The sequence below is a fragment of the Xenorhabdus sp. XBWT genome, assembly GCF_059072735.1.
In genome coordinates this window covers 1308441-1325216 of sequence record NZ_CM180990.1, presented here as the reverse complement: position 1 = coordinate 1325216, position 16776 = coordinate 1308441, and the positions used below count along the sequence as shown (strand labels likewise).

The 16776-nt window shown below is 44.3% G+C and carries 15 protein-coding genes; all 15 read left to right on the top strand.

Annotated elements, in window-relative coordinates; all coding sequences use genetic code 11:
• Window positions 1-3: 3 nt before the first annotated feature.
• The 15 genes from lnt to dacA all read left to right on the top strand — a co-directional run bounded on the left by lnt (window position 4) and on the right by dacA (window position 16740).
• Window positions 4-1533, top strand: coding sequence for an apolipoprotein N-acyltransferase (gene lnt, locus AC5JQI_RS05995; protein ID WP_493914046.1), 1530 nt, complete (start codon window positions 4-6; stop codon window positions 1531-1533).
• Window positions 1534-2013: 480 nt separating this feature from the next.
• A complete protein-coding gene (locus tag AC5JQI_RS05990; RefSeq protein ID WP_493914045.1) occupies window positions 2014-2901 on the top strand; it encodes a glutamate/aspartate ABC transporter substrate-binding protein in 888 nt (295 codons plus the stop codon).
• 154 nt (window positions 2902-3055) lie between these two features.
• Window positions 3056-3796, top strand: coding sequence for an amino acid ABC transporter permease (locus AC5JQI_RS05985; RefSeq protein ID WP_237385948.1), 741 nt, complete (start codon window positions 3056-3058; stop codon window positions 3794-3796).
• A 3-nt stretch (window positions 3797-3799) separates the two neighbouring features.
• Window positions 3800-4474 carry a glutamate/aspartate ABC transporter permease GltK gene (gltK, locus tag AC5JQI_RS05980; protein WP_493914044.1) on the top strand — a complete coding sequence of 225 codons (675 nt, stop codon included), beginning with the start codon at window positions 3800-3802 and terminating at the stop codon, window positions 4472-4474.
• Window positions 4474-5199 (top strand): amino acid ABC transporter ATP-binding protein, encoded by a 726-nt coding sequence (locus AC5JQI_RS05975; RefSeq protein ID WP_493914043.1) that lies wholly within the window; start codon window positions 4474-4476, stop codon window positions 5197-5199. Before gltK ends, AC5JQI_RS05975 begins: the two co-directional genes overlap by 1 nt.
• 200 nt (window positions 5200-5399) lie before the next feature.
• Complete coding sequence (gene leuS, locus AC5JQI_RS05970) at window positions 5400-7982, top strand: leucine--tRNA ligase (RefSeq protein WP_493914042.1); 2583 nt, start codon at window positions 5400-5402, stop codon at window positions 7980-7982.
• Window positions 7983-8039: 57 nt separating this feature from the next.
• On the top strand, window positions 8040-8585 hold the full coding sequence (lptE, locus tag AC5JQI_RS05965) for an LPS assembly lipoprotein LptE (RefSeq protein WP_237385985.1): 546 nt from the start codon (window positions 8040-8042) through the stop codon (window positions 8583-8585).
• Complete coding sequence (holA, locus tag AC5JQI_RS05960) at window positions 8582-9613, top strand: DNA polymerase III subunit delta (protein WP_493914041.1); 1032 nt, start codon at window positions 8582-8584, stop codon at window positions 9611-9613. The genes lptE and holA overlap by 4 nt, the downstream gene beginning before the upstream one ends.
• Window positions 9606-10361 carry a nicotinate-nucleotide adenylyltransferase gene (nadD, locus tag AC5JQI_RS05955; protein ID WP_493914040.1) on the top strand — a complete coding sequence of 252 codons (756 nt, stop codon included), beginning with the start codon at window positions 9606-9608 and terminating at the stop codon, window positions 10359-10361. The genes holA and nadD overlap by 8 nt, the downstream gene beginning before the upstream one ends.
• Before the next feature lie 95 nt (window positions 10362-10456).
• Entirely contained in the window at window positions 10457-10783 is a 327-nt protein-coding gene (gene rsfS, locus AC5JQI_RS05950; protein ID WP_237385942.1) for a ribosome silencing factor, read from the top strand.
• Window positions 10784-10785: 2 nt separating this feature from the next.
• Window positions 10786-11256, top strand: coding sequence for a 23S rRNA (pseudouridine(1915)-N(3))-methyltransferase RlmH (gene rlmH / locus AC5JQI_RS05945; RefSeq protein WP_047769160.1), 471 nt, complete (start codon window positions 10786-10788; stop codon window positions 11254-11256).
• Between the two features lie 36 nt (window positions 11257-11292).
• On the top strand, window positions 11293-13191 hold the full coding sequence (gene mrdA / locus AC5JQI_RS05940) for a peptidoglycan DD-transpeptidase MrdA (protein WP_493914039.1): 1899 nt from the start codon (window positions 11293-11295) through the stop codon (window positions 13189-13191).
• A gap of 8 nt (window positions 13192-13199) precedes the next feature.
• The gene (gene mrdB / locus AC5JQI_RS05935) at window positions 13200-14312 is read left to right on the top strand and encodes a peptidoglycan glycosyltransferase MrdB (RefSeq protein ID WP_493914038.1); all 1113 of its coding nucleotides are present in this window, start codon (window positions 13200-13202) and stop codon (window positions 14310-14312) included.
• A gap of 12 nt (window positions 14313-14324) precedes the next feature.
• Entirely contained in the window at window positions 14325-15326 is a 1002-nt protein-coding gene (gene rlpA / locus AC5JQI_RS05930) for an endolytic peptidoglycan transglycosylase RlpA (protein ID WP_493914037.1), read from the top strand.
• A gap of 205 nt (window positions 15327-15531) precedes the next feature.
• The gene (gene dacA / locus AC5JQI_RS05925; RefSeq protein WP_493914036.1) at window positions 15532-16740 is read left to right on the top strand and encodes a D-alanyl-D-alanine carboxypeptidase DacA; all 1209 of its coding nucleotides are present in this window, start codon (window positions 15532-15534) and stop codon (window positions 16738-16740) included.
• Window positions 16741-16776: the final 36 nt, after the last annotated feature.

The window sequence follows — 16776 nt, the reverse complement described above, 5'->3', positions numbered from 1 at the left end:
TAGATGAACAAAGCCTCATTACTGAGTTGCCAGCGGCTACGTGTTGTGCTGGCACTTTTATTCGGAGCCAGTGGAACGCTGGCTTTTTCACCTTTTGATTTCTGGCCTGCTGCACTTATTTCTCTTTTTGGCCTGCAAATCCTTACCTTAAACAGAGCCATCCGTCAGGCTTTCTTTATTGGCTTGTGCTGGGGGCTTGGTTTATTTGGCAGTGGAGCAAACTGGGTTTATGTCAGCATCGCCAACTTTGGTGGAATGCCGACAGCCATTAATATCTTTTTGGTGATCCTGCTATCGGCTTATCTTGCCCTTTATCCCGCCTTATTTTCGGGTATTCTGAATCGGTTTTTTCCGGCTTCCAGCAGCATCAGGCTTATTATTGCCAGCCCGGCAATATGGCAGTTAACAGAATTCTTACGTGGTTGGGTATTAACTGGATTTCCGTGGTTACAGTTCGGATACAGCCAGATTGACGGTCCAATGAAAGCTGTTGCCCCTATTCTGGGTGTGGAAGGCATTACTTTCATACTTATGATGATAAGTGGGCTGCTGGTTTTTGCTGTCGTTCACAAAAAGCTATCATCAGCCATCATTGCCACTATCCTATTGCTGTTACCATGGCCAATGAGAGACTATCAGTGGTATACCCTACAGCCGGAAAAAACCACCTATATCGCTCTGATTCAAGGCAATATTCCCCAGGAAATAAAATGGGACCCCGCTGTACTTGAAAAAACGCTAGATATTTATCTAGATAATAGCCGTCCTTTTATTGGCAAAGCACCTATCATCATCTGGCCGGAATCAGCGATTCCTGATTACGAATACAACCAGAAAGATTTCCTCATCAAATTGGATACCTTACTGAGACAGCACAATACCAGCCTGATTACTGGTGTTGTTGATGCCCGAGCAACTCTGAAAGGCTATAAATTCTATAACAGCATTATTGTATTAGGGGATAAAACTCCTTACCAATACCCAGCCTCTACCCGTTACGACAAACATCATCTTGTACCGTTTGGCGAGTTTGTTCCGCTGGAATCAATATTGCGTCCATTGGCCCCTTTATTCAATTTGCCGATGTCCTCCTTTAGCCGTGGTGATTATATTCAACCCCAGCTTTCTGTTGCCGGACATAATATTACTGCGGCTATTTGCTATGAAATTATTTTGGGTGAACAAGTTCGTGATAACTTCAAGCCTGACACAGAATTTCTACTGACTGTTTCTAATGACGCCTGGTTCGGACGCTCCATTGGCCCATGGCAACACTTCCAAATGGCCAGAATGCGTTCTCTTGAACTAGGTCGTCCCCTGCTAAGAGGAACGAATAACGGTGTTACAGCGGTAGTCAATCCAGATGGCTCCATTCAGGCTGAAATTCCACAATTTACCCGGCAGGTCTTGGAAGCCAAAGTCACTCCCGCCACAGGTGTAACGCCTTATTTCCGTATTGGTAATGGGCCAGTATGGGGAACTACAGTACTGTTTCTCATCTTTGCTTTTATAAAAAAACGCCGTAAAACTTAATTTTCTCTATTGGCCTTAGCGAATATCTCTAAAAGAAATCAGAGCATTAATAATATGCTCTGATTTTATATGCTTTTTATGTAATTCAAACAGAAAAAAACACAGGTAATTTCAACAAATCCCCCTCTAAATATTACATTTAAATTCCGTAAAATATAAAAACAACAGGATATAAAATCTAAAAAACAAACAAAATGAAAATAAAAAACCAAATGGAACAAACTGTGAACAAGATTCAATATTATTCGATTTTTACTATGCATAAGTTAAATTGTTTATTTATAGTGCGAGGTGTGTCGCGAAACAGAAACATTATAGTTTCAAAAAAACAACATTATGAATTACTTTTTTACAGTATATAAACAAAGAAATTTAGAAAAACGTTCCTACTAAATAGTTTTATGCATAAATGTAGAAACACAAATATCTGTAAGAAAACCCGATTTCGTAAAAAATCATTAAATTATAAAGGAGCTGTATATGCGTAATTTGATGTTAACTATAATGTTGCTTAGCGCGGTAGGAGCTGCCCATGCTGAGGAGTTAACTGGAACACTGAAAAAAATTAAAGGTAATGGCGTTATCGTTGTTGGGCACAGAGAATCTTCCGTTCCATTTTCTTACTACGATAACCAGCAAAATGTCGTTGGTTACTCTCAAGATTATTCCAACTTGATTGTCGATGCCGTGAAGAAAAAACTGGATATGCCTAACCTGCAAATCAAACTGATCCCCATTACTTCCCAGAATCGCATCCCTCTGCTGCAAAACGGTACATTTGATTTTGAATGCGGTTCTACTACCAATAACCTTGAAAGACAAAAACAAGCGGCATTCTCCAATACAATTTTTTCCGTTGGTACTCGCCTGTTGACCAACAAAGATCCAGGTGTTAAAGGGTTTGACGATCTGGCCGGAAAAAATGTCGTTGTAACTTCTGGCACCACTTCTGAAATTCTGCTGAATAAACTCAATGATGAAAAGCAGATGAAAATGCGCATCATCAGTGCAAAAGATCATGGTGATGCATTCCGTACACTAGAATCAGGCCGTGCTGTCGCGTTTATGATGGATGATGCGCTACTCGCGGGCGAACGTGCAAAAGCGAAAAAACCGGATCAGTGGATCATTGTCGGCAAACCACAATCAGAAGAAGCCTATGGTTGTATGCTGCGTAAAAATGATCCTCAATTTAAAAAGCTGATGGATGATGTCATTGCGAAAGTACAAATCTCCGGTGAAGCAGAAAAAATGTTTAATCGCTGGTTCAAAGAACCGATTCCACCCAAAAATCTGAACATGAACTTCTCCATGACTGATGAAATGAAGACGTTGTTTAAGTCTCCAAGTGATAAGGCATTGAATTAACGAACGAACTGAGAGATCCCGATTTTATAGGCGTGACGGGTATGAGGTAGTCGTTCCCTACCTCATTTTTTTAGCTCATTTTTTGACTCAATAAATTACAACGAATGGATCGTTTTTAGGCGTTACAGCTAATCCCACTTCAGGGAGCACGGTTATGTCTGTTGATTGGAATTGGGGCATCTTCTTACAAGCTGCCCCCTTTGGTAATACCACCTATCTGGGGTGGCTTATTTCTGGATTGCAGGTAACGATTACTCTTTCTATCTGTGCCTGGATCATTGCATTTATTGTCGGATCACTATTCGGTATCCTCCGCACTGTCCCGAATAAATTCCTTTCCGGGATTGGAACCTGTTATGTTGAGTTATTTCGCAACGTCCCTCTGATCGTCCAGTTTTTTACGTGGTATCTGGTAGTACCCGAATTTCTGCCCCAAAATTTGAGTAATTGGTTCAAAATGGAATTAGATCCCAATATTCAATTTTTTATTTCTTCTGTCATTTGTCTGGGATTATTTACGGCCGCTCGTGTATGTGAGCAGGTTCGAGCCGCAATTCAGTCTCTCCCAAGAGGTCAACGGGCCGCAGGACTGGCAGTGGGTTTGACCTTGCCACAAACCTACCGCTATGTTCTGTTGCCAAACGCCTATCGAGTGATCATTCCCCCAATGACTTCGGAAATGCTCAATCTGGTAAAAAACTCTGCCATTGCTTCTACAATCGGGCTAGTTGATATGGCAGCCCAGGCTGGTAAGTTACTGGACTATTCCGCTCATGCCTATGAGTCATTTACAGCAATCACACTGGCTTACGTAGGTATCAACCTCGTTATCATGCTGCTCATGAGTATACTTGAGAAAAAAGTGCGTTTACCGGGCAATATGGGGGGACGATAAAAAATGTATCAGTTTGACTGGAGTTCGATTATTCCCAGCCTGCCCTTTCTCCTCAATGGGTTGGTGATCACACTTAAAATCACCGGAATAGCGGTTATTGTTGGCATTCTCTGGGGAACTATTCTGGCGATGATGCGTCTCTCATCCATCAAAGCTCTGAGCTGGTTTGCTGCCCTGTATGTTAACCTTTTCCGTTCAATTCCGTTGGTGATGGTACTGTTATGGTTTTATCTGATTGTGCCTAACTTATTACAAAATGTTCTAGGCATATCGCCGAAAAACGATATTCGTTTGATTTCTGCAATGGTAGCTTTCTCGCTCTTTGAAGCCGCTTATTATTCAGAGATTATTCGGGCGGGTATTCAGAGCATTTCCCGTGGGCAATCTTCTGCGGCGCTGGCACTGGGGATGACGCATCTGCAAAATATGCGTCTGGTTATTCTGCCGCAAGCATTCCGAGCGATGACCCCATTACTATTAACTCAAGGTATTGTATTGTTTCAAGATACCTCTCTAGTATATGTGCTGAGTCTGGCGGATTTTTTCCGTACAGCAACGAATATTGGTGAACGAGACGGTACTCAGGTTGAAATGGTTCTGTTTGCCGGATTTGTTTATTTTGTGATTAGTTTTGCCGCTTCCATGCTGGTTAACTATTTAAAGAAAAGGACTGTGTGATGATTTCCCTGAAAAATGTATCCAAATGGTATGGCCAATTTCAGGTTCTGACTGATTGTTCGACTGAGGTCAAAAAAGGCGAAGTAGTTGTGGTCTGTGGACCTTCTGGTTCAGGTAAATCCACACTAATAAAAACGGTCAATGGCCTTGAACCTGTCCAGCAGGGTGAAATTCTGGTAAACGGCACGAAAGTCAATGACAATAGTACTAATTTGGCACAATTGCGTTCCAAAGTAGGAATGGTATTCCAACACTTTGAATTGTTCCCCCATCTGTCCATTATTGACAATCTGACACTGGCCCAGATCAAAGTGTTAAAACGCAATAAGAAAACCGCTACCGAAAAAGCGTTAAAACTGTTGGAGCGAGTTGGATTATCCAGCCATGCCGATAAATTCCCAGCACAACTCTCCGGTGGTCAACAACAACGGGTTGCCATCGCTCGTGCACTCTGCATGGACCCTATCTCCATGTTGTTTGATGAGCCGACTTCCGCACTCGATCCTGAAATGATCAATGAAGTGCTGGATGTCATGGTTGAGCTGGCAAATGAAGGCATGACCATGATGGTTGTAACCCATGAAATGGGATTTGCCAAAAAAGTGGCACACCGTGTTATTTTCATGGATGAAGGCAAAATTGTCGAAGACAGCAAGAAAGAAGATTTCTTCGCTAACCCTAAATCAGAACGCGCCCGTGATTTTCTGGCGAAAATTTTGCACTGATCTTTCCCTGTCGGCGGATGGCAACAGCTACCGCCGATTTTAAATTTCCCCTCAAAAATAAGTAATTTTCAGCATTCCTCCTTTAACAAGAGTTGTTGCACCTATCCCTTATCAGCTATGCTATGCGATCTTGGATTCCATAAATAAACAATGCTCGCTAAAGGCGTAGCTTTACTACTCACCATAGGATTATCGGTGCCATGCAAGAACAATATCGTCCAGAAGACATAGAGCAACAAGTCCAGCTTCATTGGCAAGAGAAGCAAACATTCAAAGTGACAGAAGACAATGACAAAGAAAAATATTATTGCCTGTCCATGCTACCTTATCCTTCTGGCCGACTACACATGGGCCATGTTCGTAATTACACCATTGGTGATGTGATTTCCCGCTATCAGCGCATGCTGGGCAAAAACGTGCTACAACCTATCGGTTGGGATGCATTCGGCCTGCCGGCAGAAGGTGCTGCGATCAAGAATAATACCGCACCGGCTCCATGGACTTACTCCAATATTGAATACATGAAAAACCAGTTGAAAACTCTGGGGTTTGGCTATGATTGGGATCGTGAAGTCACGACCTGTACGCCAGAATACTATCGCTGGGAACAGTGGTTCTTCACAAAATTGTACGAAAAAGGGTTGGTATACAAAAAAACGTCTGCGGTTAACTGGTGCCCGCATGATATGACTGTTCTGGCAAATGAGCAGGTGATTGACGGCTGCTGCTGGCGTTGTGATAGTCAGGTTGAGCGTAAAGAGATCCCACAGTGGTTCATCAAGATCACTGCCTACGCAGAGGAGCTGCTGAACGATCTGGATAAGCTGGAAGATTGGCCTGAACAGGTCAAAACCATGCAGCGTAACTGGATTGGCCGTTCCGAAGGTGTTGAAATCACTTTTGATGTTGCTGACAGCCAAGAAAAACTCACTGTTTACACTACCCGTCCAGATACATTCATGGGTGCGACCTATGTTGCTGTCGCTGCGGGCCATCCTCTCGCTAAACAAGCCTCTGAAAATAACTCAGAACTGACTGAGTTCATCAATGAATGCCGCAATACCAAAGTTGCTGAAGCTGATATGGCAACAATGGAGAAAAAAGGCATGTCAACAGGCATGTTTGCTATCCATCCATTGACTAACGAAAAAATTGCTATCTGGGTTGCTAACTTTGTTCTGATGGAATACGGAACCGGTGCTGTTATGGCTGTTCCTGCCCATGATCAGCGCGACTGGGAATTTGCTACCAAGTATAATCTGCCAATGAAAGCCGTTATTCTGGACAACGAAGGCAACCTGCCAGATATTCAGGATGCAGCAGCGACAGACAAGAATGCTCTGGTTAATTCTGCAGAATTCAGTGGGTTGAGCAACGAAGACGGCTTCAATGCTATCGCGGACAAACTGGTTTCTATGGGTGTTGGTCAACGCAAAATCAATTATCGCCTGCGTGACTGGGGTGTTTCTCGCCAACGTTACTGGGGTGCACCAATTCCGATGGCAACACTGGAAGATGGCACTGTTGTTCCTGTCCCGGAAGATCAACTGCCAGTGATCCTGCCAGAAGATGTTGTGATGAATGGTATCACAAGCCCAATCAAGGCTGACCCAGAATGGGCAAAAACAGTTATCAATAACCAACCTGCACTGCGTGAAACGGATACCTTTGATACCTTCATGGAATCTTCATGGTATTACGCACGCTATACCTGCCCAGATTATGATAAAGGCATGCTGGACCCGGCTGCGGCTAACTACTGGCTGCCAGTAGATCAATACATCGGCGGGATTGAACACGCCATTATGCACCTGATGTATTTCCGTTTCTTCCACAAGCTGATGCGCGATTCCGGTATGGTCAATTCCGATGAACCGGCCAAACACCTGCTGTGTCAAGGTATGGTTCTGGCTGATGCCTTCTACTACACAGGTAACAGTGGAGAAAAAGTCTGGGTATCCCCAGCTGACACCATTGTTGAGCGTGATGAGAAAGGTCGTATCGTAAAAGCGACAGATAAAGAAGGCCATGAACTGGTTTGCACCGGCATGAGCAAAATGTCGAAGTCCAAAAATAACGGTATCGACCCGCAGGTTATGGTTGATAAATACGGTGCTGACACCGTTCGTCTGTTCATGATGTTTGCTGCTCCACCAGAATTGACTCTGGAATGGCAGGAATCTGGCGTAGAAGGAGCTAACCGCTTCCTGAAGCGCGTTTGGCGTCTGGTTCATGAGCACAGCAACAAAGGGGCAACCCAGCCGCTGGATACCAGCAACCTGACCACTGAGCAGAAAGATCTGCGTCGTGATCTGCACAAAACCATTGCAAAAGTTACCGATGACATTGGTCGCCGCCAGGCATTCAATACCGCCGTTGCTGCGATCATGGAATTAATGAACAAATTGACGCGTGCACCACAGGAAACTGAGCAAGATCGGGCGCTAATGCAAGAAGCATTGACCGCAGTTGTACGCATGCTTTCACCAATCACTCCACACGCTTGTTTCGTAATGTGGAAAGCGCTGGGCAACGAAAACGATATTGATATTGCACAATGGCCACAATCAGATGAACAAGCCATGGTAGACGATATTAAACTGGTAATCATCCAGATTAACGGTAAAGTTCGTGGTCGTATTACTGTACCAGCAGATGCAACAAAAGAGTTCGTTCAAGAAATGGCGACACAAGAATATAGCGTGACGAAATATCTTGAAGGCGTCAGCATTCGTAAAGTCATTTATGTTCCAGGTAAATTACTGAATCTGGTCGTTGGCTGATAACAGGAGACCATGTTTGTGCTGAAAAATTTAGTAAAAAGCGTGGTGGAAAATAATCTGCGGCTTCGTATTCTTACGTTGTTGCTCGGGTTGGCGGTGCTGGTCACCGCTGGCTGCGGTTTCCACCTTCGTGGTACAACACAAGTACCAAAAGAGCTTCAAACATTACAGTTAAGTACCAGTGATCCATACGGGCCTCTGGCACGGGCAGTGCGCCAGCAACTTCGTTTGAATGATGTCAGAATCATTGACCATGGAGATGCTTCAATACCTATCTTGAAACTTTTAAGCTCTAATGAACATAAAGAGACTGTTTCAATCTTTCAGGATGGTAAATCGGCTGAACGTTTGTTAGTGCTGAATGTTGATGCTCAAATTCTGATGCCGGATGGCAGCATCTATCCATTACAGGCGAGAGTTGATCGTTCTTTCTTTGATAACCCATTGGAAGCATTGGCAAAAGATGCTGAAAATGAACTGGTTCAGCAGGAAATGCGCGAACAAGCAGCCCATCAGCTTATGCGTCAATTGTTGAGCGTTCATAGTGCAGAACTCCTGAAAGCTAAAGAAAAACAGAAAATGGCGGCTACACAGAAGCCATGATCCGACTGTATCCTGAACAACTCCTTTCGCAGCTCAATGAAGGGCTGCGAAATAGCTACCTGCTATGGGGTAACGAGCCGTTGCTATTGCAGGAAAGTCAGGACAGCATCCGCAAAGTGGCTGAACAGCATGGTTTTATGGAACATTTTACTTTCTCATTGGATAACCATACCGATTGGGATGAAATCTTCAGCTTATGTCAGTCACTCAGCTTATTTGCAAGCCGCCAGTCTCTTACTCTGCTACTTCCGGAAAATGGCCCTAATGCCGCAATGGCAGAACGGCTGACCAAGCTTACGGAATTGCTGCATACAGATATCCTGCTGATACTACGTGGATATAAACTCACCAAAGCACAGGAAAATAGCCCGTGGTTTAAGTCTATCGGGCAAAATGGTGTATACATCAGTTGCCTGACACCAGAACAAAATCGTCTGCCTCAATGGGTATCGCAACGAGCCAAAAGCATGGGACTGACACTGGAGGAGGAAGCCAACCAACTATTGTGCTATTGCTATGAAGGGAATTTATTAGCGCTGGCTCAAGCACTGGAACGTCTTTCCCTACTCTACCCCGATAATCGGCTGACCCTGCACCGCGTTGAAGAGGCAGTCAATGATGCGGCCCATTTTTCACCCTATCATTGGGTCGATGCCTTATTGGCAAACAAAATCAAACGGGCATGGCATATACTGAAACAACTGCGACAGGAAGATACAGAGAGTGTCATTCTGATCCGTACTATACAGCGGGAACTAATGTTGCTGCTGATAATTAAACGTCAAAGCAGAACCGTCCCCCTGAGAACATTGCTTGATCAACACAAAGTGTGGCAAAACCGTCGGCCATTACTGACAGCCGCATTACAGCGTCTATCGCAACAAGATCTGCAATCTGCCATACATTTGTTGACCCAGATGGAACTGCGCGTCAAACAGGATTATAGCCAATCCATTTGGGCTGACCTGGAAACGCTTTCCATGCTGTTATGCGGAAAACCATTACCAAAGAGCTTTTTGAATGCTTGATTCTATTGATTCGCAAAATATTGACTCACAACATATCGATTCACAAGGCATCGAGCATCAGCACGCTGTTTTTAAAAAGACTCATTCAATACCCCATACGGATTCCCCTGTTATTCAAGCTCTATTTGGCGGTACATTCGATCCCATCCATTATGGTCATTTACGTCCTGTAAAGGCATTGGCAAAACAAGTCGGACTCAAACAGGTTATTTTATTGCCTAATCATGTTCCGCCACATCGTCCTCAGCCAGAGGCGACACCACAGCAACGGCTGGAAATGGTTCGTTTGGCTGTACAAGACAATCCTCTTTTTACTGTAGATGCCCGCGAACTGGAGCGTCAAACCCCCTCTTACACGATAGAAACATTGAAATCCTTTCGTCAGGAAGTCGGTGAACAACGCCCATTGGCATTCATCATTGGGCAGGATTCATTACAAACTATCCACACATGGTATAAATGGGAAGAGCTACTCGATATCTGTCATTTACTGGTCTGTTCCCGTCCGGGTTATCAACGCCAGCTTTCAACCGCAGACATGCAAAAATGGCTTGAAAGGCATCAAATTGAAACTCCATCTCCATTGAGCCAAAAACCAAATGGTTATATTTATTTGGCTGCTACTCCATTATTAAACATCTCGGCAACTGATATTCGTCAACGCCACCAGCAAGGGTTAAGCTGTGATGACCTGCTTCCTTCAGAGATACAAAATTATATCGATTCACAAGGGCTATACATACAATAACAAAATCATGCGTTGATTTGCCGCTAAGTTGCTTACTTTTACAGATATTGGCATGTTATTATGCTGTGTTACTCAACCAATTTTATGAAATAAAGGTGATCCTTTTGCAAGGCACAGAACTACAACAATTTGTTATTGATAAACTTGAAGATTCCAAAGCACAGGATATTGTTTCTATAGACGTTCGTGGAAAATCCAGTATTACTGACTGCATGGTTATCTGTACCGGAACATCAAGCCGCCACCTGATGTCTGTGGCAGATAATCTGGTTGATGATTGCCGCCAAGCTGGAATCATGCCCCTGGGTGTTGAAGGGCAAGGCATTTCAGACTGGATAGTTGTCGATCTTGGCGAGATCATAGTGCATGTGATGCAAGAAGACAGCCGTCGCATGTACGAATTGGAAAAACTCTGGAGCTGAGTTTGAAGTTACAACTGGTCGCTGTAGGAACAAAAATGCCGGACTGGGTTCAGACCGGCTTTATGGATTATCTGAATCGTTTTCCTAAGGATATGCCTTTTGAACTGATTGAAATTCCGGCGGGAAAACGGGGCAAAAATGCTGACATCAAACGCATACTGGAAAAAGAAGGTGAACAAATGCTGGCCGCTGTCGGTAAAGGCAACCGTATTGTGACACTGGATATTCCCGGCTCTCGTTGGGATACCCCACAATTGGCGCAACAACTTGAGCGCTGGAAGCTGGATGGCAGGAATGTCAGCTTGCTGATTGGCGGCCCTGAAGGTTTGGCTCCTGCCTGTAAAGCAGCAGCGGAACAAAGCTGGTCACTATCTCCTCTGACAATGCCACATCCTCTTGTGCGGGTTCTGGTTGCAGAGAGCCTCTATCGAGCTTGGAGCATAACAACTAACCACCCTTATCACCGGGAATAAATTGAGTAATCTATCACCGTGAATTCTGGCAATGGGATGAAGAATAAACGAACCCCTTTTCGAGATCATTCGGCTGAATCAGCCCTGTTTATACGCCGCGCACTCGTGGCGTTCATTGGTATGATTATTTTAATAGGGATACTGGTCGCCAATCTCTATAATCTCCAGATTACTCGCCACGAAGATTACCAAACCCGATCAAATGGGAACCGCATTAAGCTCGTTCCCATCGCTCCAAGCCGGGGTATTATTTATGACCGCAATGGCATACCACTGGCAGCAAACCGAACTATTTACCAATTGGAAATTGTACCTCAAAAAGTTTCCGATCTTGATAAGACATTAGAGGAATTGCGTTCTGTCATCGGGCTGACTGATGAAGATATCGAAACATTCAGAAAAGAGCGCCAACGCGCACGTCGGTTTACCTCTATTCCTCTGAAAACGCCTCTGACTCAAGTTCAAGTTGCCCGGTTTTCAGTCAACCAATATCGCTTTCCGGGACTCGAAATCAAGGGATACCAGCGGCGTTATTATCCGTATGGTTCAGCCCTGACCCATGTCATCGGCTATGTCGCCAAAATAAATGATAAAGACGTAGAACGGCTCGACAAAGAAGATCTTTTGCCAGATTACGCGGCTACCCATGATATCGGGAAACTGGGCATTGAGCGTTATTATGAGTCCACACTGCATGGCAGACCGGGTTATGAAGAAGTGGAGGTCAACAACCGTGGCAGAGTCATTCGTCAGTTGCATGAACAACCTCCACAAGCCGGTAAAGATATTTACCTATCAATCGATTTAGAGCTACAAGCCTATATTGAAAAGATATTGACAACCAGTCGGGCGGGTGTTGTTGTTACCGATCCCCGGACAGGGGACGTTTTAGCCATGGTATCCAACCCAAGCTATGATCCGAATCTATTTGTTGATGGTATTTCCAGCAAGGACTATAAGTCCCTGCTTAACGATCCCAACCGCCCGTTGATTAACCGGGCAACACAAGGGGCTTATCCGCCCGCGTCCACAGTGAAACCTTTTATTGCCGTTGCAGCCCTTAGCAGTGATGTCATCACAAAGAATACGACGATAAATGATCCCGGCTGGTGGCAACTACCGGGATCAGAAAAACGTTACCGCGACTGGAAGCGTTGGGGGCATGGCAAACTGAATGTACATAAATCAATTGTCGAATCTTCGGATACTTTTTTCTATCAGGTTGCCTATGATATGGGTATCGATAGGATGTCCGAGTGGATGTCAAAATTCGGTTATGGCCAATTTACAGGCATTGATTTAAAAGAAGAAAGCCCAGGCAATATGCCGACTCGTGAATGGAAGCTCAAGCGCTATAAAAAACCGTGGTATCAAGGTGATACCATTTCTGTTGGTATCGGTCAGGGATACTGGACAGCGACACCTATGCAGATGGTAAAAGCTCTGATGACGTTGATCAATGATGGGGAGGTCAAAACACCGCATTTCTTGATGAACACACGCGTAAATGGCGAAATGCAACCTTACCAACCGCCGGTCAGTGTACCAATTGGAGATATTCACTCTGGATACTGGGAAATGGCCAAAGATGGCATGTATGGTGTTGCCAATGCCCCGAATGGCACTGCCCGCAGATCCTTTGCTGGCACACCTTACAAAGCGGCAGTTAAGTCAGGTACTGCCCAAGTTTTCAGTTATGAAACCTATAATGCAAGCAAACTTGCTGAACACCTGCGTGACCATAAGCTGATGATAGCCTTTGCACCCTATGACAACCCCACAGTTGCTATCTCTATCATTCTGGAAAACAGCGGCTCTGGGCCACCTGTCGGTACTATAGTGCGTCAAATCCTGGATCATATTTTACTCAGGGATAAGAATACCACCTCTTCTGCCGCAACAAGAAAACAGGCGACCAGAACACAAGCTAATTGAGCAAAGCCATGACAGACTCTGAAAACAAGGTTCCTTTCTGGACCCGCATACATATAGATATTCCATTATTACTATTTGTCCTGGCATTACTGGTCTACAGCCTTTTTATTATGTGGAGCGCCAGTGGACAGGATGTCGACATGATGGAACGTAAAGTCGGGCAAGTTCTCATAGGCCTCATAGTCATGTTCTTTATGGCACAAATCCCTCCGCGCATATACGAGAATTGGGCACCTTATCTCTATATTGGGTGTGTAATATTGCTCATTCTGGTTGATGTTTTCGGCCAAATAAGTAAAGGGGCACAACGTTGGTTAGATCTCGGCATTGTGCGTTTCCAACCGTCAGAAATTGCTAAAATTGCCGTTCCTTTGATGGTTGCGCGTTTTATGAACCGAGATCTCTGCCCTCCTTCATTGAAAAATACTGGCATTGCATTGGTTTTGATCTTTGTTCCTACTCTGCTGGTAGCAGCACAACCCGATTTGGGGACATCCATCCTGATTGCCGCCTCTGGGTTATTCATTCTGTTTCTGGCAGGAATGAATTGGAAGCTAATCGGTATCGCTGTTTTACTACTTGCCTGCTTCATTCCAATACTATGGTTCTTTCTGATGCACGACTATCAGCGTGCCCGCGTTATGATGCTACTTGATCCCGAAAGTGATCCATTAGGCAAAGGCTACCATATCATTCAGTCTAAAATTGCTATTGGTTCAGGTGGATTATTTGGGAAAGGTTGGCTGCAAGGCACACAATCACAATTGGAATTCCTGCCTGAAAGACATACAGACTTCATTTTCGCTGTTCTATCTGAGGAGCTGGGGATGATAGGTGTTCTTGTTTTGCTCGGACTCTATATGCTGATCATTATGCGTGGCCTGGTTATTGCTGCTAAGGCACAGAATACTTTCGGTCGAGTGATAGTCGGGGGGTTAATACTGATTTTATTTGTCTATGTCTTCGTAAATATCGGCATGGTAAGCGGCATTCTGCCCGTGGTTGGTGTTCCCTTGCCGCTGATTAGTTATGGAGGCTCTGCATTAATTGTCCTAATGGCGGGGTTTGGCATTATTATGTCGATACATACGCATCGTAAGTTATTGTCCAAAAGTTTATGAGGAAAAAGTGTCATGCATCAACAATGGCTTATATTTAGCATCGTAGCGGTACTGATATCAGGCTGTACAATAACAGGCAATAATCGGGCACCTTCTCTGCCCCCTGTCCCGACTCGTGATGTCTTGGGAGCTGAGCCTCAATATGAGCCTTATCATCCAAGCGCCAATCAGGATTATCAAAGGGATGGACGAACATATCGCATCGTGCAAGATCTTGCTCACTTTACCCAAACTGGTTATGCCAGTTGGTTCGGGGAAGAAGCCAATGGCAAACTGACAGCTATTGGTGAACAAGCCAACCCTTATTCGCTGACGGCATCTCATCCAACACTACCTATTCCAAGTTATGTACGTATTACTAATTTAAGCAACGGACGCATGATGATTGTCAGGATCAATGATAGAGGTCCTTACAATAAATCAGGTAAAATCATTGAATTATCACGTTCAGCGGCAGAACGCTTGAATTTAATGCCACAAAGCAGAGTAAAGCTGGATGGTATTCAGGTCGCTCCAGATAGCTCACTATCTGGCTTGGGAACAGAAGGCTCAACAATCGTCAAACAGAGTTATGCTTTGCCTGACCGCCCCGTTATTAGTTCTCAGCCATCAAATAAACCATCCGCGACAGGCAATGCCCCTGAACAAAATACCCTGGAGCAACCAGCTACCGAACAAAATCTATCTGGAAATACCGTAGAGCAGCCCGTTACTTCACCTCCTGCGGCAACATTACCTGATTCAAGTACGTCATCTACATCAACTCCAAGTACCCCAAGTTCAATATTAACGGGTAATTATATGGTACAGGTAGGTGCTGTCAGCGTTGAACAAAAAGCCAAAGAGTGGCAACAATCGTTGAGCCAACGCTTTAATGTACAAGGCCGCATTATTCAATTTGGCAATATTTATCGCGTCCAACTAGGACCATTCAATAGCCGACAAAAAGCTTTGGAGCTACAAAAGCAATTAACCGATCAGATGCATCAATCCTCTTTTATTATTGTGCCCTGATTTGCTATAGCAAAGATGAATAGCATCATTGCCTGCTGATATTGAATTCTCTTATTCCTATCAGCAGGTAGATAAAATCGTTGTGTTTGGGTCAAGCAGTGTAAACCTTCAACTCACTGAATTTTGTTTAATGTCAGCCTTTTTTTCATTTGTTATTATGTAGCTTATTATTAATCCTTTTCTCACGGATGTTATCTAATCAATCATGAAATACATAGTTACCTCCCGCTTTATTAAAAGTGCCACCTTAGGCATCGCTCTGGCTGCCAGCGTTTCTACGTTCGCCAACACGGATGATAATTTCAAAACCATGATCCCCGGTGTTCCCGAACTGGATTCAGAAGCCTATATTCTGATTGATTACAACTCAGGAAAGGTATTAGCTGAAAAAAATGCGGATGTTCGCCGTGATCCAGCCAGTCTAACCAAAATGATGACCAGCTATGTGATAGGTCAAGCCATTAAATCAGGAAAAATCGGCCCGAATGACATCGTTACTGTCGGTAAGGACGCTTGGGCAACAGGTAATCCGATATTTAAAGGCTCTTCCTTAATGTTCTTAAAGCCTGGTGATCAGGTGTCTGTTGCCATGCTTTCCCGTGGTATTAACCTGCAATCCGGCAATGATGCCTGTGTTGCGATGGCTGATTACGTAGCAGGCAGCCAAGACGCGTTCGTTAGTTTAATGAACAAATACGTACAGAGCCTGGGGCTGCAAAACACACACTTTCAAACCGTACATGGTTTGGATGCTGCCGGTCAGCATAGTTCTGCCCGTGATATGGCACTGATTGGGCAGGCTCTGATCCGCGATGTGCCGGATGAATATGCCATCTACAAAGAGAAAGAATTTACTTATAACAATATTCGTCAGCCCAACCGTAATGGCTTGTTATGGGATAAGAGCCTGAATGTCGACGGAATTAAAACAGGCCACACCAATGGCGCAGGGTATAACCTTGTTTCCTCTGCGACTGAAGGCAACATGCGCCTGATTTCTGCCGTAATGGGCAGTCCAACCTTTAAAGGCCGCGAGACTGACAGTAAAAAATTGCTGACTTGGGGTTTCCGTTTCTTCGAAACCGTTTCACCGCTGCAAGTAGGTAAAGAATTTGCCTCAGAACCAATTTGGTTTGGGGATACTGATAAAGTCCAGTTGGGCGTTGATAAAAATGTTTACCTGACGATCCCCCGTGGTCGTTTGAAAGATCTGAAAGCCAGCTATGTATTAAACAATACTGAACTGCATGCTCCACTTGCTAAAAATCAAGTTGTTGGCACCATCAACTTCCAGCTTGATGGCAAAACGATTGAGCAACGTCCATTAGTCGTGATGCAAGAAGTGAAAGAAGGTGGCTTCTTCAGCCGCATGATCGACTATATCAGACTGATGTTCCATCATTGGTTTGGTTAATTTCTTGAAAATCAAGCATTGAGCCTTATATTAGTT